This is a genomic window from Rhizobium sp. BK591, from assembly GCF_014195045.1.
Taxonomy (GTDB): Bacteria; Pseudomonadota; Alphaproteobacteria; order Rhizobiales; family Rhizobiaceae; genus Rhizobium; species Rhizobium anhuiense.
In genome coordinates this window covers 458,140-480,734 of record NZ_JACIAZ010000003.1, presented here as the reverse complement: position 1 = coordinate 480,734, position 22,595 = coordinate 458,140, and the positions used below count along the sequence as shown (strand labels likewise).

Genomic DNA, 22,595 nt, shown 5'->3' with positions numbered 1-22,595 from the left:
ATCAGAGCGGCAGTTCGGTCGAGAATTTCAGCTCGCGCAGCACGAAGCTCGAGACGACGGTGCGCACATGCGGATTGCGCATGAGGTAGCGGGTCATGAAGGCTTCGTAGCTTTCCACGTCCCTCGCCCGGATCTTCAGCATATAGTCGAAGGCACCTGACAGGGCGTAACACTCCATGATCTCCGGCCGCTCCAGCACAACGGAAGCGAAAGAGGCAACCGCCTCTTCGTGGTGATCCTCCAGCGTCACATGGGCAATGACGCAGAGCTTGAGATCGAGTTTTCCGGGATCGAGCAGCGTCACCCGCTTGCGGATGACGCCGTCGGCTTCCAGTTCCTGGATCTTCCGCCAAGCCGAACTCTGCGACATGCCGGCCTTTTCGGCCAGGTCTGCCAGCGAAAGGCTGCCGTCGGCCTGAACGAGTTGCAGAAGCTTGCGGTGAAAATTCCCAGTTTCTTTCATTTTATGCGCCGCTTTCGGGAAGATTTGCCAACAGTATGGCAACAGCCAGCACGAAAGAAAAGAAAATCCTCCAAACCTGGATCATAATGGGAGGAATAGCGCCGCATCTGGGAGGATCAGCGAATGACCAAGGAAAGCAGCTACACCGCCAAACTGCCCGGCCCGGACGGCCTCTATGACTATACCCCGGATGAAGATGCGATATGGGGCGAGCTCTACCGGCGTCAGATGAAGCTGCTCGCCGATACGGCGTGCCGCGAATATCTGGACGGCGTCAAATTGCTGGGACTGACGCCTGATAAGGTGCCTCAGCTTCTCGATGTGAACAGACGCCTGAACGAGACCACCGGCTTCGGCGTCGAAGGCGTGCCGGCCCTCATTCCGCCCTCACGCTTTTATGAGCTTCTGTCGCAAGGCAAATTCCCGCTTGCAACCTTCCTGCGCCGTCGCGAACATATCGACTATATCGAGGAACCGGACCTGTTCCACGAGGTTTTCGGCCACTGCCCGATGCTCACCAATCAGAGCTATGCCAATTTCGTCCGGCATTTCGGCGAAACCGCCGTCGGTCTCGGCAAGGGTTATTCCTGGCATCTGTTCCGCATCTTCTGGTTCACCGTCGAATTCGGCCTGATCAACACGCCGCAGGGCCGGCGCTGCTTCGGCGCGGGCATCGTCTCATCGCCAAGCGAAGCGAAAGCGGCAATGGAAGGCAAGGCCTGCGAGTTCCGGCCGTTCGATCTCATGAGCGTGCTGAGAACGCCCTACCGGATCGATATCCTCCAGCCGATCTATTACGTTATCGACAGCTTCGCCGATCTCGAAGCGATCGTGGAGCAGGATATCGAGGGCATGATCCTCAAGGCGAAATCGCTCGGTGATTTCGCCCCCGCTTTCGAAGCCAAGGCGTCGTGAATCGCTGACGATCAGGCGGCGGGTGCGGGCCTCACTTCGGCGTGGCTGCACTTCGATTGACGAAGTCCACCAGGACTCCTGGCTTGACCATGCCGGCCAGCTCTTCGGCGTCCCAGTTCGTCAGCCGCACGCAGCCATGCGATCCAACCTTGTCGATGAGCTTCGGCTCCGGCGTGCCATGGATTCCATAGGTCGGTTCGGTCAGATCGATCCACACCGTGCCAACCGGGCCATTCGGTCCTTTCGGGATGGTCAGGACCTTGTCGTTCTTTCCCTGCTTGAAGTTGCGCTTCGGGTCATATCGGTAGACCGGCATCTTCGCCACGCCCTTGACCTTATGCTTGCCCGACGGCGCCGGATTGTCTTCGCTGCCGATCGTCGCGGGATAGACGGCAAGCAGTGATCCGTCCTCGGCATAGGCGAGCACCTGCCCCGTCTTCTTGTCGGCTTCGATCCTCTTGACCTTTCCTTCCCTCGGCGGACCTGAGTTCACGACCCACACCGTATCGCCGGGAGCGAACTGCGAACCCGGGTTGAGGGCATTGAGAAGATCGATACCCATGTGGAAGCGCTCGGACAGCTTCTCGGCAACGTTCACATATCCCAAGCTCTGCATCTTCGCCTTCTCGCCATAGTCCTCGGGGATCTTGTCGACGAGGCCGGCAGCATCCTCCGCCGAAACGACGTAGCTTTCAACGATCGGGGCGACGATCGGGCCATTGCCTTCCAGGTGGGAGATGACTTCCGGATCCAGCCTGCCATCGACAGGAAGCTTGTTCATCGCCTCGAAGCCGGCCACGGCCTTGCTGACGTTTTCCCCGTAGAGGCCATCGATCTCGCCTGGAGACGAACCCGCCCGGTCGAGCAGAACCTGAAGGCGGGCGATCGCCGGGTCTGGATCTGCGGGCTTGGGCTTGCCTGCCTCAATGGAAGCAATCGACGCGGTATTGATGGCTTCGGGTTGGAGTTCCCGCGCGCTCGCACCGCCAACGGAGATGGTGAGAGCGAGCAGCGACATCGGCAGGGCTGTTTTCATGGACGACAAATGGCCAGCGCTGCAACTTGTTCCATTGCGACGAGACGGTTGGAGAATTCCGCCGACAGCGCACGTATCGGCCATATGTTCACGATGATTTCAATGTCCGGCCCCTGCAAATTCGGTACAACCGCCATTTGATCCGAAGGAGCCCATCAATGCCGCGCGAGAACGTCAATGACCTGATGGTTTTTCTGGCGGTCGCCCGAGAGAAGAGCTTTACGCGCGCCGCTGCGAAGCTGGGCGTGTCCCAGTCGGCACTCAGCCATATCGTCCGCCAGCTCGAGGCGCGCCTGGGCATCCGCCTTCTGACCCGGACCACCCGAGCCGTTTCGCTCACCGAAGCGGGAGAACGATTATTTCAAGGCGTGGGGCCACATTTCGACGAGATCGATGCTCAGCTCGACGCTCTCACGGCGCTCCGGGAAAGACCCGCCGGGAACATTCGCATCACGGCATCCGATCACGCTATCAACTGCATCATCTGGCCGAAGCTTCAGCGCTTCCTGCCGGACAACCCTGACATCAAAGTCGAACTGATACGCGAGAACGGACTGTCCGACATCGTGAGGGAGCGCTTCGACGCGGGCGTCCGGATGGGAGAGCAGGTGGCGAAAGACATGATCTCGACGCGCATTGGGCCTGATTTCCCTTTTGCCGTCGTTGGCGCGCCCTCCTATTTCGACAGCATGGGGATTCCGGAGCATCCGCAGGACCTCGTCCGCCACAACTGCATCAACGAGCGCCTGCCGACCTACGGGGGCTTCTGGGCATGGGAGTTCGAAGACAATGGGAAAGAAATCAGGATCAGAGTGGAGGGACAGCTTGCCTTCAACAACTCCTATCAGAGTGTGGAAGCGGCTCTGCACGGACTTGGCCTGGCATACGTGCCGGAAGATGTCGCTCTTGCCCATATCGCAAAGGGCCATCTGAGACGCGTGCTGCAATCCTTTTCACCACACTGGGATGGCTACCATCTCTACTATCCCAGCAGAAGGCAGTCCTCTCCAGCCTTCGTCGCTCTGGTGGATGCGCTACGCCATCGAAGCTGATGGGTAAGTGCCTGCCAATGTATTCCTCAATGAATTGTCTTCGGCCGCTTCTTCGTATGCGAAATGTCATCGAGCGTCGCCATTAGCTTTTCGAACTCGTTCAGGACACGATTGAACTCGGCGTCCTGCATGCTGACGATTTCCGAGATCGTCGAAGACACGGAGGCGATGAGGGTGTCGATCCAAACGCAGCGCTCGGCCGGCACGTTTCCGAGCGCCTCCCGCCGATGCGCCTTCAGTTCGTGGAGGATGCGAACGATGAGGGCTCCTCTATCCGCCCTGCTCAAGAACGGGAGCCTTGTCTGCGCCTGCTGGATTTCCGTTATCAGCGTCGTTGCCATCCCCGATCTCCAACCTCTAATACAACCGGTTATCACAACCGCAGCGTTTGTAACACGGACTTTGGTCCGACATCCCGGTCAGTGCAGCTTGGCATAGACCGCGCCCACCCCCGATGATCAATTGCGCGTCGCAAGGAGATCCGACATGTCGCAGGAGCGTCTCGGTCCATCCCATGGTTGATATGTGTTGTCTTCCGGTCGATACGACTTGTAGCGAGCAGCGCACCGGGCTGCCGCCTGTGCATTCGCTTTCATGCCGACGCGTTCATCGGATTCCGCGGTGATCTGCCGGAACGGCGGCGAGCACTCGCGGGTCTCGCCGCTATAGGATCGATAAGTGTTCGTTTCGGGATTGAAGGAGCGGTAGCGTTCCCCACACCAGGCAAGGTGTTCGGCCGAAAGTTTTGGCTGAGGCGGCGGAAGTTCGGTTGACGGGCGAGCGGCATCCGATCTTGCCGCTGACATCATGATCGCCGGCGCCTCGGTGACATAGCTGGAATAGAGCGGCGGAATTCGCTCATAGCGCTGCTGCCGCGGGTCGATTTTCACTGGCGTCGTCGTCCATAGATCGCGTGCTGCGAGGTCGTTGAAGGTGTGTGGTTCGGACTCCGCCACGACGTGGGACGCGACAGATGCGGCAGCGATGCAGGCTCCGACAGAGCTGACAATGCCAAAGGCAAGGGATGCGATGGCGTTCATTGTCCCGAACCTTGCTGTTGCGCCTGGGGAACCCAGACGCGGCCGACAGCCGCGCTCTCTCGGCCGCCGGTAGCGACAAGCACGGCGAGAATGCCGGCAATAGCCAGCATGATGGCGATCAGCGGCACGGCCAGACCACCGGATTTCTCTTCGGAATAGATCATGTTCCTCTCCTCAGGCCCGGCGGCGCAGGGCCGCCGGCTCGTTGCTTTGGCCGCACGACGACGCTGGCGTCCGTCGTGCGGCGGTTCTCGGGTCCTTAAAAGTTGATTTCCGGAAGGAAGGTGCGGCAGAGGCCGCGCAGAGGATCAGGTCACTTGATAACCTGGATCACCTTGCGGGACGACGGTTCGACGATGACGCGTTCATCATTGACCACCGCGTAAGCATAGGTGGGGTCGTCCGGAATGGGCGTGACGACGACCGTCTCCGGCAGGGGTTGACCGATAACGACCTTTTCCTTCACGACCACGCGTGCCGAGGGCGCCGGGGCCTCGCGGACATAGGTGACGACCTTTGCCGGCGGCGGATCGATCGCCGTGCCCACGACTGCGCCGGCAACGCCGCCGACAGCAGCGCCAACGGGACCACCGACGATCGCTCCGGTGATTGCACCGCCGGCCGCACCATTGACGGTCGAGGATTGGGCGAATGCGACGCCCGACATGAGGGTCGCGGCAGTTGCTGCGCCGACGATAAGTTTGGAGAGCATTGTTTCCTCCTTGTGTTGGAGCGGCCTTCGTGACCGCTGCCAAACCAACTGGCTGGAGGCGGGGTCGTTCCACGCCCCGGACCTCAGTCTGAGCGATCCCGGCCTTTGGTCCTAAACCCATTCCAACGTCCGTTGCCGACGCTATTTCAGAATCCAGAAGCCGCGTAATCGCGGGCATAAGCAGGAGATCGAAGGAGATGGCGCGATCCAACCGTCGGGAAGCCGGACGCAGGCGCCTGGCGATGCGCCTGCCGCAGATGCGGAAGCTGATCATGGAAGCGCGCGACCCGTGGCTGCTCGAGCTCTTCGAAGCCTATCAGATGGCAGTCGAAGCCCGCGACTCCGTTCGAAAGCGACGGTTCAATCCGAACCTGGTGCAAGAGTACGACGAGACCTGTTTGGTGATCGAGCGGCACGTCATCCGCGCGATAGAGGACGCCTCCTACGCAGACCCGCTAAAGTCCGATGAGCCGTCATATCCGGGCGGATAGATCTCTTGGACCGCCTGAGGAAGCGCCTGATCGAGACGACACCCCGCGCCACGCAGCATTATGGTGCGCGGCCGGCGGCGATGAGCGCGCTCATGCCGCCGCTAGGACGGGCTCCGTAGCGCGATTCCACGCGCTCGGCCACTTGATCGACGATTTCCGACATACGTTCCGGCGCCCGCTGTTCGATTTCTCCCCTGAGCGGAGTGCCTTGGCAGAACGCCGCAGCCACGTCGCGCGCGGTGGCTGCGACGGATGTCAATTCGACCCGATCGCAGGACACCGCATCAAACCCCGCCGCAGTCAGTTGCGCCTTGATCAGATCGGGGTCGAAGTAGGAATATGGCAAGCGCCTGAAAAAATCCGGCGGATCTGACGGGAAGAACCTTCCCAGGCATTCATCCACACATCTTGCGAAATCGTTGGCCTCGAGTGAATCCCACGTCGAGAACAGAAAATGACCGCCGCTGCGCAACACTCTTTTAGCCTCGCCATAGGCCTTCGGCTTATCAGGAAAGAACATCACGCCGAACTGGCAGACGACGAGATCGAACATCGAGGGCGCAAACGGCAGATCTTGCGCATCGGCGTGCATCCAGTGGGTCCGCGACAGCGTCAGCGAAGATGCGCCGACGTCAATCATCGCCTGGCTGAGGTCGGTAGCAACGATCTCGGTTGCTGGATCAAGCCTCGCCCGCAGAGCGCGTGTCAAAGCGCCCGTCCCCGCAGCGACCTCGAGAACACTGCCTGGTTGCGACCGTTCGGCGATGATTGCCATTTCCGATGCATAGGGTTCGAAGAGGATCGGCACGAGAAAGGTCTCGTATAGGTCGGCAACGCTTTCCGGAAAAAGCGCCAGAGATCCGGCGCCGGCGCCGCCTTCGATATCGATAGAAGCTGTCACTCGCAAACCTCCAGACCCGAGCCCATCGAGCCTGAAATATGCCTGAATCTGCGAATGTCCACGGGATCAGACCTTGGTCCCACCCTTCTCCGACCGAAGCCCCAATGTGGAACGGGCACCGGTTCCGCTCCGTTTCGAACGATACCGAAGGAGATCCGAACATGTCCCGGACTAATAGATCCCGAATCAATGGCGCCTGCAGCGCGTCCGTTTTCGCTCTTGTTATCGTTCTGGCCGCCCTTCTCTACGTTTTCGGCGCAGCCATGTCGGGCGATAGCCTCCGGTTGACCCAGAGCATAGCGGGCGCCGAGATCTTCGATACGAGGAATGCACCCTGACACCGTTTGGAAAAACTCTAAAGAAGCGGTAGGTTATTCTGCAAGTCTCTCGCCGGTATCAAAATGAATTGGCTTCGCCGCTGGAATGCCCGCACCCTCGCCTCCCAGTTCTTCGTCGCGGGTGGGCTCATATCGATCGCCACCATGTTCTTGGTGGGCATTCTCGTCACCCACCTCATAGAGGAGGCAGTCATCCACAATTCCGGTGCTGCAACGGCACTATATGTGGACAGCGTCGTCGCGCCGCTGCTTCCCGACATGCAAAAGGAATCGCTGCTGGACGAAGGCAGTGCCCAGGCTCTCGACGAGACGCTCGGCCAGGGTGCGCTCGGCAGGCGTCTTGTTTCGTTCAAGCTGTGGCGAGGCGACGGCACCATCCTTTATTCGAACGAGAAGGAACTGGTGGGAAAGAGATTCCCGGTCAACGACAAACTCCGCAGCGCATTCGCAGGGTCTCTGGTTGCGCGCTACGAGATCGCCAGCGATCCGGAAAGCAGCGAGGAGCGCGCACTCGGCAAGCCGCTCATGGAAATCTACAATCCTGTCCTCCAGCCTTGGTCCGGACAGGCGGTCGCCGTCCTTGAGTTCTACGAGACGGCAGAAGGACTGAGCGACAGTCTGGCGCATGCCAGGCTCCGGAGCTGGGGCGCCGTCGCCGCTCTCACGGCAATCTTTTTCCTTATTCTCTCCGCTCTGGTATTTCGGGGCAGTCGCACGATCGAGGCGCAACGCAAGGATCTCAAGGAACGGGTCAATGAACTGTCTGCGCTGCTTTCGGAAAATCGCGGGCTTCAGCGGCGGCTGCAGCGCGCCTCCCAGCGGGCGGCGGCGCTCAACGAAACATATCTGCGCAGCATCGGCGCCGATCTGCACGACGGTCCGGCCCAGCACATCGCCTATGCCTCATTGCGGCTGGACAGCGATTTGTTGATCAACGCTTCCACAGAGCCCGAAGCACGCGAGAAAGAGCTTTCCTGGATACGCTCGAGCCTTGCCGAGGCGATGACGGAGATCCGCAATATCTGTAGCGGGCTGGTGCTGCCGCAGATCGAGAAGTCATCGATCACCGAGATCGTCATGCGGGTCGTCGAAGCGCATCAGCATAAGACAGAAACCAATGTCGAAACCGTCATCGACGAGGATGGACCTGAACTTGCTCCTGCCGTGAAGATCTGTATCTATCGCTTCGTCCAGGAAGCCTTGAACAACGCCTATCGCCACGGCGGCGGCGTTCAGCAGGCTGTCAGCGCCGTCTCGCACAAAGGCCATGTCCGTGTCGAGGTCAGCGATCGCGGCAATGGCTTCGATCCGACCGAGGTGAGGCCAGCGAGCCTCGGTCTTGTCGGACTTCGGGAACGCATCGACAGCCTCGGAGGATCCTTCGACATCAAGACAGGGGAAGGTGGGACGACCGTGACCATGACCTTCGAGCCTATGGAAGTGGGAGATTAGAGATGACATCAATCACCATCGGCGTCGTGGACGACCACCCGCTTTTTCGCGAGGGCGTCACGCGCAGCTTGTCGGAGATCAGCAGCTTTGTCGTCATTGGCGAAGGCGCCAGCAGCGATGACGCGGCGATGATCGCTTCGGACAACCGCCCCGACATTATGCTCCTCGATGTCTCGATGCCCGGCGGCGGGCTGTCTGCGATCAGCAACGTCCTGGAGCGGAGCCCGACGACGAAAGTGCTGATGTTGACGGTATCCGAGGAGGTGGACACCTTGCTTGACGCTCTGCAACGGGGCGCGATGGGTTATGTTCTGAAGGGTGTCGGCTCCCGCGGTCTCGCCGAAGCAATCCAAACCGTCCTCGGTGGAACGCGATATATCTCGCCAACCATGTCGGCAAAGGTCATGGAGAATTCACTGAATGGCGGAACGTCGGATAAAAGCAGTCTGACGCCACGGGAACGCGAGGTGATGGATCTTGTCGCTCAAGGCTTGTCAAACAAGCATATCGGCTTGCGTCTCGGCCTGCAGGAAAAGACCGTGAAACACCATATGACCCAGATTCTGAGCAAGCTCGGCGCCTCGAACAGGACGGAAGCGGCTCTGCAATGGCGCGAACTGCATTAAAACAAGATTCAGCTTTTAGCGAAAGAAACGGCTCAATCGGAGGGCATCGTTGGCCGTCGCCTGCCGGCTTACGATCGTCCGCCCTTTCGAGTCCTTCATGATGTAGCGGCCACTGCGCAGGCTTTCCGTGATGCCATTCGCGTGACGGACATTGATCGAGCCATCGGACGCTTCGGTCGCTTTCGTTCCCGATCCTCCCGACGCCCCTGTAGAAGAGGTATTTGAAGAGGAACTGGAAGAGGATCCAGAACCGCTACCGGAGTTGCCACCGCTATTGCCATTTCCCGAGCCATTGCCGCTGCCGCCACTATTCCCATTCCCTCCCCCGTTGCCATTGCCGCTGTTGCCGTTCCCTCCCCCATTGCCGTTACCGCCGCCATTGCCGTTGTTGCCGTCTTTTGCCTGTGCGCGTTCCACCGCCAGACCAGGAAGGAAACCGTCGAGATTCAAAGTGGCTGGCGATGCGGCAGCGACCAGGGCGATGGCCGCGCTGCCGCCCAATCTCAGAAAATCGCGTTTCCGGATATTCATGCAATAGCCTCGTTCGGCGGTTCTTCGCCGTTTTCCATACAATATATGCCATATGGCGCATGAGATTTCTCGCTTTTCCCAATGCAGAATGCAACCGACCTAGGTAGTAGGCACTGGCAAGACTTTGGTCCGACTGATTGATTGTGACCCTCGTCGTCCAGAAAAGTCCGAGCGATTGCGCGCGCCGGCATTGCTCGTTTCGCGCGTCGCTGTTGCTCTGTGAGGCGCGGAAGCATTTCTATGGAACTTCTCCGCTCGTCGTCGCTTTGTTTGTCGAAGTGCAACAGAGGAAACCCCGATGGCAAACCCGAACGAATCCCCCGCAGTCCAATCCATGCGAAAAGAACAGGCAGAGCAGCGGAAGCAGTCCCGAAAGGGCGAACTCGACAGCGCAATCGAGGACACTTTTCCGGCCTCCGACCCGGTGTCAGCCACCCACACCTCAATTCCTGCCGGGCGCAGCGACGTCGAGGCCGCCGAGCGCGTGAAGCGAGAGCCCGATCCCACCAAACTCGACGAGGCGTTTCCGCTCGCGGATCAAGCTCTGCGCTCGACCGGCGAATTCGCCCGTTCCTCCGAAGGATTTGATGCCGATCACGAGAAGATGCGCGCGCTTCAGAAAGAAGCCGGTCGGATAGCGGAGTCGGCTTCGGAGCTGGCTTCCGGGACAGCCCGCCTGGCAAAGGCGGAAGCAAGCAGCTTCGTCCACGACCTCGAGGATCGGATACGCCGGCAGCCGCTGACAGCAGTTGCGATCGTCGCCGGCATCGCCTTCGTCTTCGGTGCGACGCGTTGAGGCGCCAGCCATGGCCGGCAAGACATTCCGAGGAGGAAATTTAAGAGCGTTTCTAGAGCATGTCCGGCGGGGGCCCGGCTTCCGGGAGTATGATGAAAATCGCAACCTACAACGTCAATGGGATCAATGGACGGCTGGACATCCTGCTGCGCTGGCTCAAGGAGGACGCCCCTGATGTGGTGTGCCTCCAGGAACTGAAGACAGACGACGCGGGGTTTCCGCGAAGGGAGATCGAAAGGGCCGGCTACGGCGCCGTCTGGCACGGACAGCGATCCTGGAACGGGGTAGCCATCCTGGCCAAGGGCAAGACACCGATCCTGACGCGGCGCGGACTTCCCGGCGATCCCGATGATAGCCACAGCCGCTATATCGAAGCTGTCGTCGACGGCATCGTGATCGGGTGCCTGTATCTTCCGAACGGAAATCCGTTCCCGGGCGTCAAGTTCGAGTACAAACTCCGGTGGTTCCGTCGCCTGCACGAATACGCCGCCGAACTCCTCGAGCTCGAGGTGCCTTCGATCCTGGCCGGCGACTTCAACGTCATGCCGACGGAGATCGACGTCTATAAGCCGGAACGCTGGCTGGACGATGCCCTCTTCAGACCGGAAGTGCGCAAGGCCTATGCGCAACTCGTCGGCCAGGGCTGGACCGACGCCATCAGGCATCTGCATCCGGGCGAGCGCATCTACACCTTCTGGAAATATTGGCGAAACAGCTTCGAACGTGACGCGGGGCTTCGGATCGACCACTTCCTGCTCAGTCCGGCCGTCGCGCCATGGCTTCGATCGGCGACGGTCCGGAGAAAACCGCGCGGCTGGGAACATACGAGCGACCACGCGCCCGTCATAATCGAGCTCGACGTTTCCGAAGCCGGAGCCGACCTATGAGCCTCGGCCACCGCTGGCCGACCAGCGAGGGAACCCGTCATGTCGCCGAGCGTTAGCGTGCAAAGCGCCGATGCGGAGAATCGTTTTCCTGCATCGCAATTCCCCAACCTGAGGTGACCGCTATGGACGAAAGCAAGAACTACCTCAACACCGATGAGATCCAGGCCGACGACCAAATGTCGCCGAAGCCTATCGAAGGCAAGAATCCGCCAAGGCGAATGCGCAGAAGCGAGGAAGCCATTGCCGAAGGCTCTGACGACACCGAGCGAGTTCGTGTTCCGCCCGCGGTTGCGAATCCTGATTGATCAGCCGATCTGGCGTCCCCTCATTCGTCCGACCTCAGTCGTAGATGCGGCCCGTCAACCAGGATGGCCAGTCCCGCTCGAAGAAGGACTTGGCGCTTTCATCGAAACTACGGTTCGCCTGCGTTGAAAGCCTTATCTCATCACCATCGAGACGAACGACGATCTGCTCCTTGCGATGCGATTCGCGTTCTTTCCGGAAGCGATAATCCGGCAATGGACCTGAGCGCGCGAGCGGCGTGGATTCGCCCGCTATATCGCATATCGCTCGCGCCCCACGGCTGCCGCCGCCACCGCGAATGAAGAAATCAAGCGCGCTGAGCACGGCTTCCGAGGCGAGCGCCATATGCCGCCATTGCACGCCTCGGACCGCCTCCGCTGCGCGACCATAGGCGACGCCGTTGGCGCGGATGTCCACATTCAGTTTGCGCGCTTCGATCAAGGCTCGGGCCACATTCTGCTGATCGCAGAGGATGCCAGCCTTCTCGCTCATTCGCGCCTGCACCTCCGAGCGGATCGATTTGACGGTGAGTGGGCTCTCGGTGCGAAGGGCGGCAAGGAGATCGGAGATGCCTGTCTCTGCCGTACCGGTTATATCCCCTGAAGCTGTCCGCTTCGCCCTGCCGCTCGCGCTGATGTGCTCGGCCGCGCGGGTGCCGAAGACCTGCCCGGCATTGAGCGCCGCTCCCCCCGGCCTCGTCACCCCATGGGTGCCCGCGGCCTCCCCGACCGCGTAACAGCCGCCGAGATTGCTGCGGCCCCAGGTGTCGATCATGATGCCGCCGTTCATATGCTGGTTGTTGACCGCAAATTCGAGCGGCTCTTCGGCAATATCGATCTTATAGCGGCGGTAGAGCTCGATCGCGAGCGGGTTCATATGCTTCAATCGATCGATCGGCATGTCCTGGTCGGCGCCGGCCTTGCCGAGATAGTCGCGGACATCTTCGTCCAGTCTTTCCAGGCTGAACGGCAGATCGCCCGGTACGGACAGCGGATTGCGGTTGAAGTCCATGAAAACGCGCCGGCCAGCGGCAGTTTCGCTAGAGATGGCGAGATCGACCAGGCTGGAGCCGAAATCGAGCATGCGCGTCGCATGAAAGGGCCACTGATAGCCCTTGCGGAAGACGTTCGACGCCAGTTCTTGCGTGCTGCGGTAATAGTCTGCCAGGAAGTGGTGTTCGACGCCTTCGCTATCGATCGAATAGATATGCGGGATCGCCTGGACATAGGTGCCCGACAGGTTCCATGGAAATCCTTCCCTGCGCGTTCCGATGCCGAACTGGCTTTCGGTCAGGTTGACGAGTTCGACGCCGGCTTCCAGCGCCAATCCAAGAGAGCCGAAGCAGCCATTGGGATAAACGCTGTCGCGATAGAGTTCGCCCGGCCCGCCGGCGGCGAGCACGATCACGCTGCTGACGAACAGCGCGATACCCAGCGGATTCTGCTCTGTACGGTCGCTGGCGCGCATGACAAGCATGCCGACGACATGACGGTCAGCCCCCTCGCCCCCAGTGAGGATCTTGACCGCCGTGGTCTGGTTGTAAAACGGCACGCCCAGTCGGATCGCCTCCTCGGCCAGCACCTTGACCATCAGGCGCGAGGTGCGCGGGCCGCAGCTGGTGGCGCGCCCGACCTCATCATGATCGGTCTGATATCTCAGCGTTCCCCCAAGCGGATCCTGGGGCAGCGGCAGGCCCAAGAACTGGAGCGACGCCATCATCCGCGACGAGCCCACCGCCTCGACGTAGGCCGTGTCCTCGTCCATCGCGCCGCCGCTGCGGATGGATCGGGCCATCGCCTTGTAATTGTCGCCCTGATCCGCCGTATTCGCAGTGTGCAGGGTCTGCTTGTCCGATCCCGAACAGGCCGAGGTTCCACCCCACGCGCTTTGGCTGACGATAACGACGTCATCGCCGCGCCGCTTCAATTCCACCGCCGCCCGCAGACCTGCCGCGCCGGATCCGACGACGATGCAGCCGGCCCGATAGACCGGCACCTCAACGCCGGCGAGCCGGACCGTTTCCGAAGGAGCGGCCTCGGGTGGCAGCCGCGGCATGTCGACATCGGTCAGCGCGTCGAGAATTTCCTGCGGAACGTCCATGGTCATTGGCGTTCAGCCAGCGGGATGTCGACCCAGCGCCTCTGCCGGGAAGACTCCATGCATGCGTCGACGATCTGGCAGATGTGGTGACCGGTCTCGAATGTCGGCCACATCGGCCTGTTGGCAACGATCGAGCGGATCACCTCGGCCACTTCGATGATCTTGCTTTCATTATAGCCTAATCCGAAATTCGGCAGCGGGAGAAAAGCCCGGAAGGTCGAATTTTCAGGTCCCACGTCGATCTCCCGGAAGCCGCGCCGCCCCGTCCGGTCGTCGTTGGAGTAGAAGCGCAGCCGGTTTATCTCGTCATAGTTAAAGGCGATGCTGCCTTTCGTTCCGTAGATTTCATAGGTCTGCATGAACTTGCGGCCGGTCGCGACACGGCTGAAATCGACGATTCCGCCGGCGCCGTTTTCGAACCGGCAGAGCAGGTTCGTTGCATCGGGGTTGGTGATATCAGCCCAGGACTCGTTGCCTGTCAGTTTCACCTGCTCACCATAGGCAAGACCCTCGACGACAGGCCTGCGCGGCGTCACGATCAGATTGTCGGCGATCAAGGAACTGACGCGGCCAATCAGGAAATCCATGAAACTGAAAATGTGCGAGCCGGTATCACCGACGATCCCGGTCGGCGCAAGCTTTCCATCGGCGCGCCACATGAACGGCGCATAGGGATCACCATACATGTCGACGTGCTGGCAGCCGCGGAACAGCTTGATCTCGCCGATTTCGCCGGATTGAATGATGTCTTTCGCAAGATCATGGACCGGGTTTCGGGGGAAGGCGTGCCCGACGCGGGTAATGACGCCCTTTTCCCTGGCGATGTCGGCCAGCTCCCGCGCTTCAGCGGCGGTGTTTGCCAATGGCTTCTCGCAGTAGACATGTTTGCCGGCCAGCAAAGCCGCCTTGGCCACCTCGTAGTGAAGATGGTCAGGCAGGCAGATATCGATCAGATCGACATCGGGATCCGCGACCGCCAGTTTCCAATCCCCAAGAATTTTTGCGCCCGGCGCTCGGTGGTCAATATCCTCGGCTGCCGTCGAGGGGCCTTCGACGAGAGCGACGACCCGCGCCGTTCCGTCCGACACTCCGAAGAAATGCGGAAAGGTCTGGTAGGCCATCGTGTGGACCTTCCCCATCCAGCCCGAGGCGCCAAGCACGGCCACTTTGACTTCAGACATTGTCGTCTCTCCTCTCGACGCGGCTCACCGGATTTCGGCGCGAGCCCGAGGCCGCGCATCGTTGCGTTCGTAGGCGAAAATGGTGGGGGCAAGTGCCGGCAAGCCCCGAATGAGGTCCGACCCTTTTTCACCGACCATGATCGTCGGGGCGTTGGTGTTGCACGACGGCACGCGCGGCATGACGGATGAATCGCATACCCTCAGGCCTTCGAGGCCATGGACCTTGAGATCGAGCCCGACAACCGCGTCAGGCCCCGTCCCCATCTTGCAGGTACCGACCGGATGATGATCGGTCTTTGCGTTGGCGCAGCCATAATCGAAGAGCTCTTCGTCGGTCATGACATTCGGTCCCGGAAGCCTTTCGGCCATGACATAGGGCTTCAGCGCCGCCTGCTGCATGATCTCGCGCGCGAGCTTGAGCCCCTCCAAAGACATCTTCCTGTCGTGAGGATCCGACCAGTAATTGGGGTCGATCAAGGGCGCGGCAGCCGGGTCGGCGGATGACAGACGGACCGTCCCGCGCGAGCGCGGATGCAGATAGGCAGAGTTGAGCGTCACACCTGCATTCTTGAGCCGCTCGACGCCCGCTTCGATGCCCGATCCCAAACCGAGGTGGAACTGGATATCAGGGGAACGCGCTTGCGGATCGGCGTACCAGAAACCGCCGGTCTCGAAGAGCGACGAGGCGACCGGACCGGTGCGGAACAGGACATACTGAAGCCCTGCCCAAAGCGTGCGGTGGATCTTTGCGACGCCGTCATAGGTGTGATCGCCGGTGCATTCGGATATGACGAAAAGATCCAGGTGATCCTGGAGGTTGCCGCCGACACCCGGCAGATCGTGAAGCACCTTGACGCCAACCGAGCGCAGATGGTCGGCCGGTCCGATGCCGGACTGCAGAAGCAGCTTCGGCGATCCGATAGCGCCGGAAGAAATCAGCACTTCGCGTTCGGCGCGGATGATCTCCTGGCCGCGCGCGGTCACGATCTCGACGCCTGTCGCACGGCCTCCCTCGACGATGATGCGCGCGACGCGAGCGCCGGTCCGGACCGTCAGGTTCTTGCGGTCCTTGATCGGCGAGAGATAGGCGAGCGAAGCCGACGACCGGCGGCGATTGCGCTGCGTCAGTTGGTAAAATCCCACGCCCGCCTGCTGGCGGCCGTTGAAATCGTGGTTGTAGGGAATGCCGAGTTCCTGCCCCGCACGGATATAGGCGTCGCAGATCGGCAGCGGCGCAGCCGGCATCGAGACCCCCAGCGGACCGCCATAGGCGTGGTAGTCGTCGGCGAAGCGCTGGTTGTCCTCCGCGCGTTTGAAATAGGGAAGGATCGAGCGGTAATCCCAGCCCTCGCAGCCGTCCTCCCGCGCCCAGAGGTCATAATCCGCAGCGTTGCCGCGGGTATAGAGCTGTGCGTTGATCGACGAGCCGCCACCGATGACTTTCGCCTGCGTATAACGCAGCACCCTGCCTTTCATGTGCTTCTGGGGAACGGTTTCCCATCCCCAGCTGGCGACGCCTTTGGTCATCTTGGCGAAGCCGGCCGGCATGTGAAACAGCGGATTCCAGTCGCCTCCACCCGCTTCGAGCAGGAGGACACTGACATCAGGATCTTCGCTCAGCCGGCTTGCCAGCACGCATCCTGCCGGACCGGCGCCGGTGATGATGTAATCGAATCCCATTTTACTGTCCTGTTGCATCCGGCCTGGCGACCGCCAGCGCCTCTGTCATGCCCGCAAAGTCCTTCGCCGCAATGTGATCCGCCACTCTCAGCGCCTGGGCGGCGACGGTGAGCGCAGGATTGACCGCCGCCGAGGTGGGGAGGAAACCGGCGTCGACGACGAAGAGGTTCTGGTGATCGTAGGAACGGCAGTACGGATCCAACGGCGCTGTCGCGGGATCGTTGCCGATGCGTATCGTTCCGCATTGATGGGAGGGCGTGCGTTTGTCGAAGGGCCGCGACAGCACGACCGGAAATCCGATCGATTTCAGGATGACCTTCAGCTTGGCGACAAGGGCAAGATGGGCGTCCCAGTTGCTTCGCTGCCATTGAAGAATGATCCGGTCTCCATCGACCATGACCCGGCTTTCGGGATTGGGCACGTCCTCGCTCATGGCATAGAAGTCGATGGCATGAGTTGTGATGAAGCGCAGAAACCATTCCGGAGCCTGCGGCAGAGAGCCCTTGAGGACTTTCTCGGAAATGCGGCCCAGGAGCTGCACATTGCCGAGCGGTGGTCCTCCCTCACCGTCCGAGAGATAGAAGTCGTTAAAGGCAAACGTCTTCTGGTAGACAGCCGTGTTCCTGAATTTTGGCGAGACGCCGATAACGGCCGACGCATTGTGGTTCATGAAGTTGCGGCCCACCTGATCGGAAGAATTCGCCAGGCCGCTTGCGAAGCGGTCGTTTTTCGAGCGCAGCAAAAGCACGGAGGACTGGACCGCCCCGGCGGCGAGGATGACGATCTTCGCCGAAACGGTCAGCGTCTCACCGTTCTTGACATAGGTCACCCGGTCGATCCGGTTCCCCGCGCCCATGTCGAGCCTCGTCACGCGCGCATTGGTTTCGAGCCGGACGTTCTCGTGCTTCAGCGCCACGGCAAGGGCTGCAGTCTCGGCGTCCATCTTGCCGTCCCGTGAATTGGGATGCGCATCCCAAGGCGTGCGTGCCTTGGAGAGCCAGGCATCGAGATCCAGGCCGAGCGGCAGGGAAAACGGATGCAGGCCTTTCTTCTTGAGACGCGCCCTGACATCAGCGATCGGCGCCTCGTCAGGGACCGGCGGATAGTCGTAGGCAGCCGAATGATACGGTTCCGTGGGATCCTCGCCCAGACTGCCGCGAACCTGATACATCAGTTCCGCCCGGCAATACCACGGCTCCAGGGTTTCATAGGGAAACGGCCAGGCCGGCGACACACCTTCCCGGTGCTCGATGACGTCGAAATCCTGCTCGCGATAGCGCGACAAGACCGCGCCGTAAAACTTCGAATTCCCGCCGACATTGTAGTAGTTGCCGGGGTTGAATCCCTTGCCGTTCGCCTCGTACCAGGTTTCCTTCGGCCGAAAATGCCCGCGCTGGAAGATGGCGCGCTGGTCGCGATTGACCGGAAGATCGGCGATGTGATCGCCGGCCTCGAGGATCAATATCCGGGCGCCGGTCACCGCCAGGCCGGCGGCGACCGTGGAGCCGCCGACGCCTGAACCGATGATGACGATATCTGGTGAACCGCTCATATCAGCACCTGGCCATCACCCGATCCTCGCCTGGCTTTGTGGATCGAAGAAGACGGCCTTATCGAGATTGAAGGCCAGTCGGGTTGTCTGGCCTGGCGCGATACCGGCATCGGCGCGCAGCCGGGCGACGACGGATTTGCCGCCGAGCTTGGTGACGGCGAAGGTGTCGGAGCCGGCCGGTTCGACGACTTCGATCAGGCAGTCGCCCTCGCTCAGCATGCGCGCCTTGCGGTCGGCGCCATCCGGATCGGTCAAGGCCTCGGGGCGGATGCCGAAGATCACCTGTCTGCCGGTATAGGTGGTCAGGCCATTGTTGCCAGCCATGACGGGGAGCTTGAGCGGGGCGGCATTCGGCCGCTCCAGCGAGACTTCGAGCCCGCCGGCGCCGTTTTCGACGGTGGCGGTCAAGAGGTTCATCGCCGGCGATCCCATGAAGTCGGCGACGAAGATATTGGAGGGGCTGTTATAGATCTCGGCCGGCGTGCCGAACTGCTGCAGCACGCCGTCCTTCAGCACGGCGATCTTGGTCGCCAGCGTCATCGCCTCGATCTGATCATGGGTGACATAGACGAAGGTGGTGCCCATGCGCTGATGCAGCCGCTTGATCTCGGTGCGCATGTCGACCCGCAGCTTGGCATCGAGATTGGAGAGCGGTTCATCGAACAGGAAGACCTGCGGATTGCGCACCAAGGCTCTCCCCATGGCGACGCGCTGGCGCTGGCCGCCCGACAGCTGGCTCGGCTTGCGGTCGAGCAGATGGCCGATCTGCAGCATGTCGGAGACCTGCTTGATCGCCTTGGCACGTTCGTCCTTCGGCACGCCGCGGATCTCCATGCCGAAGGCGATGTTGCCCGCCACCGTCATGTTCGGATAGAGCGCATAGGACTGGAACACCATGGCGATGTCGCGCTTGGAGGGATGCAGGCCGCTGATGTCGCGCCCGTCGATCCTGATATCGCCCGAGGTGATCGTCTCCAGCCCGGCAATGGTGTTGAGCAGGGTGGACTTGCCGCAGCCGGACGGGCCGACCAGCACGAGAAAGCCGCCCTTGTCGAGTTCGAGGTCGATGCCCTTGAGAATGTCGACGGCGCCGAAGCGCTTTTTAAGACCGGAGATTTCGAGGAAGGCCATGGATTACCCTTTGACAGCGCCCGCCATCAGACCGCGCACGAAGTAGCGGCCGGCGAGGATATAGACGATGAGCGTCGGCACGGCGGCGATCATCGCCGCCGCCATGTTGACATTGTATTCGACCACCCCGGTCGAGGTGTTGACGACATTGTTGAGCGCCACCGTCATCGGCATGGAATCGCCGGTGCCGGCATAGGCCGAGGCAAACAGGAAGTCGTTCCAGATATTGGTGAACTGGTAGATGACGGTGACGACGATGATCGGCAGCGAGTTCGGCAGCATGATGCGCCGGAAGATCTGGAAGAAGCTGGCGCCATCGACCTGGGCGGCCCGCACCAGCTCGGTCGGAAAGGCCTCGTAGAAATTGCGGAAGAACAGCGTCGTGAAGCCCAGGCCATAGACGACATGGACGAAGACCAGATTGACGGTCGGATTGCCGAAGCCGAAGGCAAAGCCGGTGGCGTTCTGCAGCGTCATGCCGAAGCGGCCGAGCGAACCGAGGATCGTCGCCATCGGCAACAGCACCGACTGGAACGGAATGAAGCAGGCAAACAGCATCAGCCCGAACACCAGCGTGTGGCCGGGAAAGCGCCATTTGGTCAGGATATAACCGTTCAGCGCCCCCATGATGGTGGAGATGGCGACGGCCGGCACCACCATCTTGATCGAGTTCCAGAAGTAGCCCTTGATGCCGGCGCAGGTGAGCCCGACGCAGGTCTCGCCCCAGGCCTTGATCCAGGGATCGAAGGTCGGGGCTTGCGGCAGCGCCAGCATGTTGCCGTTCTGGATCTCGTCCATGGTCTTGAACGAGGTGGTCAGCATGACGAAGAGCGGCATCAGATAGAGGACGGCGAAGATCACGAGCAGGCCGTAGATGACGGTGCGGCCGATCCAGCGGCTGTTGCTGCTGTTGTCGCTCCTGTTGTCGCCGGCCTGCGAGAACGTTGCTGCCGAGGTTACCGGTGAAGAGGTCAGGCTGCTCATCGCGCCTTCTCCTTCAGTTCGGAATAGAGATAGGGCACGATGATTGCCGAGATGGTCATCAGCATGATGATGGCGCTGGCCGAGCCGACGGCCATCTCGTTGCGCTTGAAGGTGTATTCATACATGAAGTTGGACGGCAGCCAGGCCGAGCCGCCCGGCCCGCCCGAGGTCAGCGCCACCACCAAGTCATAAGACTTGATCGCCATATGGGCGAGCACGATGAAGGCCGACAGAAAGATCGGCCGCAGCAATGGAATGACGATGCGGCGGTAGAGCTGGAAGGGCGAGGCGCCGTCGATCTGGGCCGCCTTCATGATCTCGCCGTCGATGCCGCGCAGGCCCGCCAGGAACATCGCCATGACGAAGCCCGACGCCTGCCACACACCGGCGATGACGACGGTGTAGATGACGAAGTCCTTGTTCTTGATCCAGTCGAAGTGGAAGCTCGTCCAGCCGAAGTGGTGCAGCGTCTGTTCCAGGCCGAGGCCGGGGTCGAGGAACCATTTCCAGGCAACGCCGGTGACGATGAAGGAGAGCGCCATCGGATAGAGGAAGATCGGCCGGAGCAGCCCCTCGCCGCGGATCTTCTGGTCGAGCAGGATGGCGAGGAAGAGACCGAGCGCCAGGCAGATGCCGACATAGAGGAAGCCGAAGATCGCCATGTTGGTGATCGAGGTATACCAGGAGGACGGCGGATCGCTCTCGAAGGTCCAGCGCCACAGCCGCTGATAGGCGCGTGCGCCGGTCAGCGCATAGGAGGGAAAGGTCTTGGAATTGGTGAAGGACAGATAGGCCGTCCAGATGATGAAGCCGTAGACGAAGATGATGGTGATGACGAAGCTCGGCGCCAGCACGATCTTCGGCAGCGCATCCTGCAGCCGGCCGCGCAACGAGATACCCGTCGATTGCCGCGGCGTCAGAACCGGATCGGTAGTCGCAACTGTGCTCATGGAATGTCATCTCCTCCCCGCATGATGGCTCCTCGATATCGTCCGGGCATGATCATCCTGCGTGATCGGCGCGGAGCCTGAAGCTTCCCCGCGGGTCACGCGGGGAAGCATTGTCATCACAAGTGATCTCAGCGGGCGTCGTCGATCGCCTGGACCAGCTGGGTCACGGCCTCGTCGGAGGTCTTGATCTGGCCGTGGACGAACTTCGAGACGACGTCCTTGTAGGCATTGGCAATCGCCGGCGGTGCGCCATAGCCTTGCGCCAGCGAGCCGAACAGCGTGCCGCCTTCATTGGCAGCCTTCAGGTCGGCGATACCCTTCTTGCCGCAGGCGTCGAAGTCGGTATCGGGAACGTCGGTACGAGCCGGCACCGAACCCTTGACGACGTTGAAGGCCGACTGGAAGCTCTTCGACAGCGTTGCGGTTGCCAGCGCCACCTGCGCCGCCTTGCGGTCGTCGGGGACGTTGAACATGCCGAACATGTCGGAGTTGTAGATCACGCTGCCGTCGGTGCCGGGGAAGCGGTAGCACAGGAAGTCGGTATCCGGCGTCTTCTTGGCGGCGACGAATTCGCCCTTGGCCCAGTCGCCCATCACCTGCACCAGCGCGTCACCCTTGATGACCATGGCGGTGGCGAGGTTCCAGTCGCGGCCGGAGAAGTTCGGATCGACATATTTGACGATCGTCGCCAGATTGTCGAAGGACTTCTTCATCGTGTCGGACTTCAGCGACTCTTCATCGAGGTCGTTGAAGGCCTTCTTGTAGAACTCCGGACCGCCGGTCGACAGCACGATGGAATCGAACATCGTCGCTTCCTGCCAGTTCTGGCCGCCAAGGGCGAGCGGGATGACGCCGGCGGCCTTGGCCTTGTCAAGCAGGGCGATCAGATCGTCAAAGGTCTTCGGCTGGGTGCCGCCGATCTTGTCCATCACCGCCTTGTTGATCCACAGCCAGTTGACCGAGTGGACGTTAACGGGGGCTGCGACCCACTTGCCGTCATAGACCGAGAACTTCTGCAGCGCCGCCGGCACCGACTTGTCCCAGCCTTCCTTCTTCGCCGTCTCCGTCAGGTCGCCCATGACACCGGCCTGGGCATAATCGAGCACGGTATACCCCAGCATCTGCGAGGCTGTCGGATAGGTGCCGGCCGCCACCATCGCCTTCAGCGCCGTCATCGCCGCGTCACCGCCACCGCCGGCCACCGGAACATCCTTCCAGGCAAAACCTTCCTTCGACAGGTCCTGCTTCAGAACGTTCAGCGCCGCTGCCTCGCCGCCCGACGTCCACCAGTGCAGCATCTGCACTTCCTTCACGTCGGCTGCGCGTACGGACACGCTACCGCTGGCCAGAGCCAATGCGATCATTGCGGTCGTGGTCAAAAACCTGTTCATCGAAGAACCTCCCAGTTCCAGTTTGGAAGATGCGGGACCCATTCCCGCACCAATCACCCGCCCTCCTCGAGCGTAGTTCGGCC

Annotated in this window: 24 protein-coding genes; 8 read left to right on the top strand and 16 right to left on the bottom strand. The window is 61.1% G+C overall.

Annotated elements, in window-relative coordinates; translation table 11 throughout:
- Position 1: 1 nt before the first annotated feature.
- The gene (locus FHX10_RS15415; RefSeq protein WP_029867957.1) at positions 2–463 is read right to left on the bottom strand and encodes an Lrp/AsnC family transcriptional regulator; all 462 of its coding nucleotides are present in this window, start codon (positions 461–463) and stop codon (positions 2–4) included.
- A 123-nt stretch (positions 464–586) separates the two neighbouring features.
- Here FHX10_RS15415 and FHX10_RS15410 point away from each other — a divergent pair, with 123 nt between their 5' ends.
- Positions 587–1,378 (top strand): phenylalanine 4-monooxygenase, encoded by a 792-nt coding sequence (locus FHX10_RS15410; RefSeq protein WP_047614550.1) that lies wholly within the window; start codon positions 587–589, stop codon positions 1,376–1,378.
- Positions 1,379–1,409: 31 nt separating this feature from the next.
- Here FHX10_RS15410 and FHX10_RS15405 read toward each other — a convergent pair whose 3' ends face one another.
- Positions 1,410–2,423: a L,D-transpeptidase gene (locus tag FHX10_RS15405; RefSeq protein WP_097623493.1), complete on the bottom strand. Its 1,014-nt coding sequence runs from the start codon at positions 2,421–2,423 to the stop codon at positions 1,410–1,412.
- A 149-nt stretch (positions 2,424–2,572) separates the two neighbouring features.
- On the opposite strand from FHX10_RS15405, the gene FHX10_RS15400 reads away from it, so the two are divergent.
- Positions 2,573–3,466: a LysR family transcriptional regulator gene (locus tag FHX10_RS15400; RefSeq protein ID WP_184389599.1), complete on the top strand. Its 894-nt coding sequence runs from the start codon at positions 2,573–2,575 to the stop codon at positions 3,464–3,466.
- Between the two features lie 26 nt (positions 3,467–3,492).
- On the opposite strand, the gene FHX10_RS15395 is transcribed toward FHX10_RS15400, so the two are convergent.
- The 4 genes from FHX10_RS15395 to FHX10_RS15380 form a co-directional block, all read right to left on the bottom strand.
- Positions 3,493–3,807 carry a hypothetical protein gene (locus FHX10_RS15395; RefSeq protein ID WP_047614547.1) on the bottom strand — a complete coding sequence of 105 codons (315 nt, stop codon included), beginning with the start codon at positions 3,805–3,807 and terminating at the stop codon, positions 3,493–3,495.
- Between the two features lie 117 nt (positions 3,808–3,924).
- Positions 3,925–4,506, bottom strand: coding sequence for a BA14K family protein (locus tag FHX10_RS15390; protein ID WP_047614545.1), 582 nt, complete (start codon positions 4,504–4,506; stop codon positions 3,925–3,927).
- Positions 4,503–4,670 (bottom strand): hypothetical protein, encoded by a 168-nt coding sequence (locus FHX10_RS15385; protein WP_164735955.1) that lies wholly within the window; start codon positions 4,668–4,670, stop codon positions 4,503–4,505. The genes FHX10_RS15390 and FHX10_RS15385 overlap by 4 nt, the downstream gene beginning before the upstream one ends.
- Positions 4,671–4,819: 149 nt before the next feature.
- The gene (locus tag FHX10_RS15380) at positions 4,820–5,218 is read right to left on the bottom strand and encodes a DUF1236 domain-containing protein (protein WP_047614544.1); all 399 of its coding nucleotides are present in this window, start codon (positions 5,216–5,218) and stop codon (positions 4,820–4,822) included.
- A gap of 197 nt (positions 5,219–5,415) precedes the next feature.
- Between FHX10_RS15380 and FHX10_RS15375 the strand changes: the two genes are divergently transcribed.
- A complete protein-coding gene (locus FHX10_RS15375; protein WP_047614542.1) occupies positions 5,416–5,709 on the top strand; it encodes a hypothetical protein in 294 nt (97 codons plus the stop codon).
- Positions 5,710–5,767: 58 nt separating this feature from the next.
- Here the strand turns inward: FHX10_RS15375 and FHX10_RS15370 are convergent, their stop codons facing one another.
- Positions 5,768–6,610 (bottom strand): class I SAM-dependent methyltransferase, encoded by an 843-nt coding sequence (locus FHX10_RS15370; RefSeq protein WP_097545179.1) that lies wholly within the window; start codon positions 6,608–6,610, stop codon positions 5,768–5,770.
- Positions 6,611–7,011: 401 nt separating this feature from the next.
- On the opposite strand from FHX10_RS15370, the gene FHX10_RS15365 reads away from it, so the two are divergent.
- Together FHX10_RS15365 and FHX10_RS15360 are read left to right on the top strand one after the other, a co-directional pair.
- Positions 7,012–8,400, top strand: a complete 1,389-nt coding sequence (locus FHX10_RS15365) for a sensor histidine kinase (RefSeq protein ID WP_097545178.1) — start codon at positions 7,012–7,014, stop codon at positions 8,398–8,400.
- 2 nt (positions 8,401–8,402) lie between these two features.
- Positions 8,403–9,026, top strand: a complete 624-nt coding sequence (locus tag FHX10_RS15360; protein WP_047614536.1) for a response regulator — start codon at positions 8,403–8,405, stop codon at positions 9,024–9,026.
- Positions 9,027–9,041: 15 nt separating this feature from the next.
- Here the strand turns inward: FHX10_RS15360 and FHX10_RS15355 are convergent, their stop codons facing one another.
- Entirely contained in the window at positions 9,042–9,557 is a 516-nt protein-coding gene (locus tag FHX10_RS15355; protein ID WP_097545177.1) for a hypothetical protein, read from the bottom strand.
- Between the two features lie 298 nt (positions 9,558–9,855).
- Here FHX10_RS15355 and FHX10_RS15350 point away from each other — a divergent pair, with 298 nt between their 5' ends.
- From FHX10_RS15350 to FHX10_RS15340, 3 genes are all read left to right on the top strand, one after another.
- Positions 9,856–10,353 carry a hypothetical protein gene (locus tag FHX10_RS15350; RefSeq protein ID WP_097545176.1) on the top strand — a complete coding sequence of 166 codons (498 nt, stop codon included), beginning with the start codon at positions 9,856–9,858 and terminating at the stop codon, positions 10,351–10,353.
- A 92-nt stretch (positions 10,354–10,445) separates the two neighbouring features.
- Entirely contained in the window at positions 10,446–11,240 is a 795-nt protein-coding gene (gene xth / locus FHX10_RS15345; protein WP_097545175.1) for an exodeoxyribonuclease III, read from the top strand.
- A 122-nt stretch (positions 11,241–11,362) separates the two neighbouring features.
- On the top strand, positions 11,363–11,545 hold the full coding sequence (locus FHX10_RS15340; RefSeq protein ID WP_097545174.1) for a hypothetical protein: 183 nt from the start codon (positions 11,363–11,365) through the stop codon (positions 11,543–11,545).
- Positions 11,546–11,579: 34 nt separating this feature from the next.
- Here FHX10_RS15340 and FHX10_RS15335 read toward each other — a convergent pair whose 3' ends face one another.
- From FHX10_RS15335 to FHX10_RS15300, 8 genes are all read right to left on the bottom strand, one after another.
- Positions 11,580–13,649 (bottom strand): FAD-binding protein, encoded by a 2,070-nt coding sequence (locus FHX10_RS15335; protein ID WP_097545173.1) that lies wholly within the window; start codon positions 13,647–13,649, stop codon positions 11,580–11,582.
- The gene (locus tag FHX10_RS15330) at positions 13,646–14,824 is read right to left on the bottom strand and encodes a Gfo/Idh/MocA family protein (RefSeq protein ID WP_184389596.1); all 1,179 of its coding nucleotides are present in this window, start codon (positions 14,822–14,824) and stop codon (positions 13,646–13,648) included. The genes FHX10_RS15335 and FHX10_RS15330 overlap by 4 nt, the downstream gene beginning before the upstream one ends.
- Positions 14,825–14,848: 24 nt before the next feature.
- Entirely contained in the window at positions 14,849–16,504 is a 1,656-nt protein-coding gene (locus tag FHX10_RS15325; RefSeq protein WP_097545171.1) for a GMC family oxidoreductase, read from the bottom strand.
- Position 16,505: 1 nt separating this feature from the next.
- Positions 16,506–18,056, bottom strand: coding sequence for a GMC oxidoreductase (locus FHX10_RS15320; RefSeq protein WP_047614523.1), 1,551 nt, complete (start codon positions 18,054–18,056; stop codon positions 16,506–16,508).
- A 15-nt stretch (positions 18,057–18,071) separates the two neighbouring features.
- Positions 18,072–19,187, bottom strand: coding sequence for an ABC transporter ATP-binding protein (locus tag FHX10_RS15315; protein ID WP_184389595.1), 1,116 nt, complete (start codon positions 19,185–19,187; stop codon positions 18,072–18,074).
- Positions 19,188–19,190: 3 nt separating this feature from the next.
- Entirely contained in the window at positions 19,191–20,171 is a 981-nt protein-coding gene (locus FHX10_RS15310) for a carbohydrate ABC transporter permease (RefSeq protein ID WP_028757119.1), read from the bottom strand.
- Positions 20,168–21,121 carry a carbohydrate ABC transporter permease gene (locus tag FHX10_RS15305; RefSeq protein WP_028755623.1) on the bottom strand — a complete coding sequence of 318 codons (954 nt, stop codon included), beginning with the start codon at positions 21,119–21,121 and terminating at the stop codon, positions 20,168–20,170. The genes FHX10_RS15310 and FHX10_RS15305 overlap by 4 nt, the downstream gene beginning before the upstream one ends.
- 128 nt (positions 21,122–21,249) lie before the next feature.
- Positions 21,250–22,512, bottom strand: a complete 1,263-nt coding sequence (locus FHX10_RS15300) for an ABC transporter substrate-binding protein (RefSeq protein WP_132576205.1) — start codon at positions 22,510–22,512, stop codon at positions 21,250–21,252.
- Between the last annotated feature and the right edge of the window lie 83 nt (positions 22,513–22,595).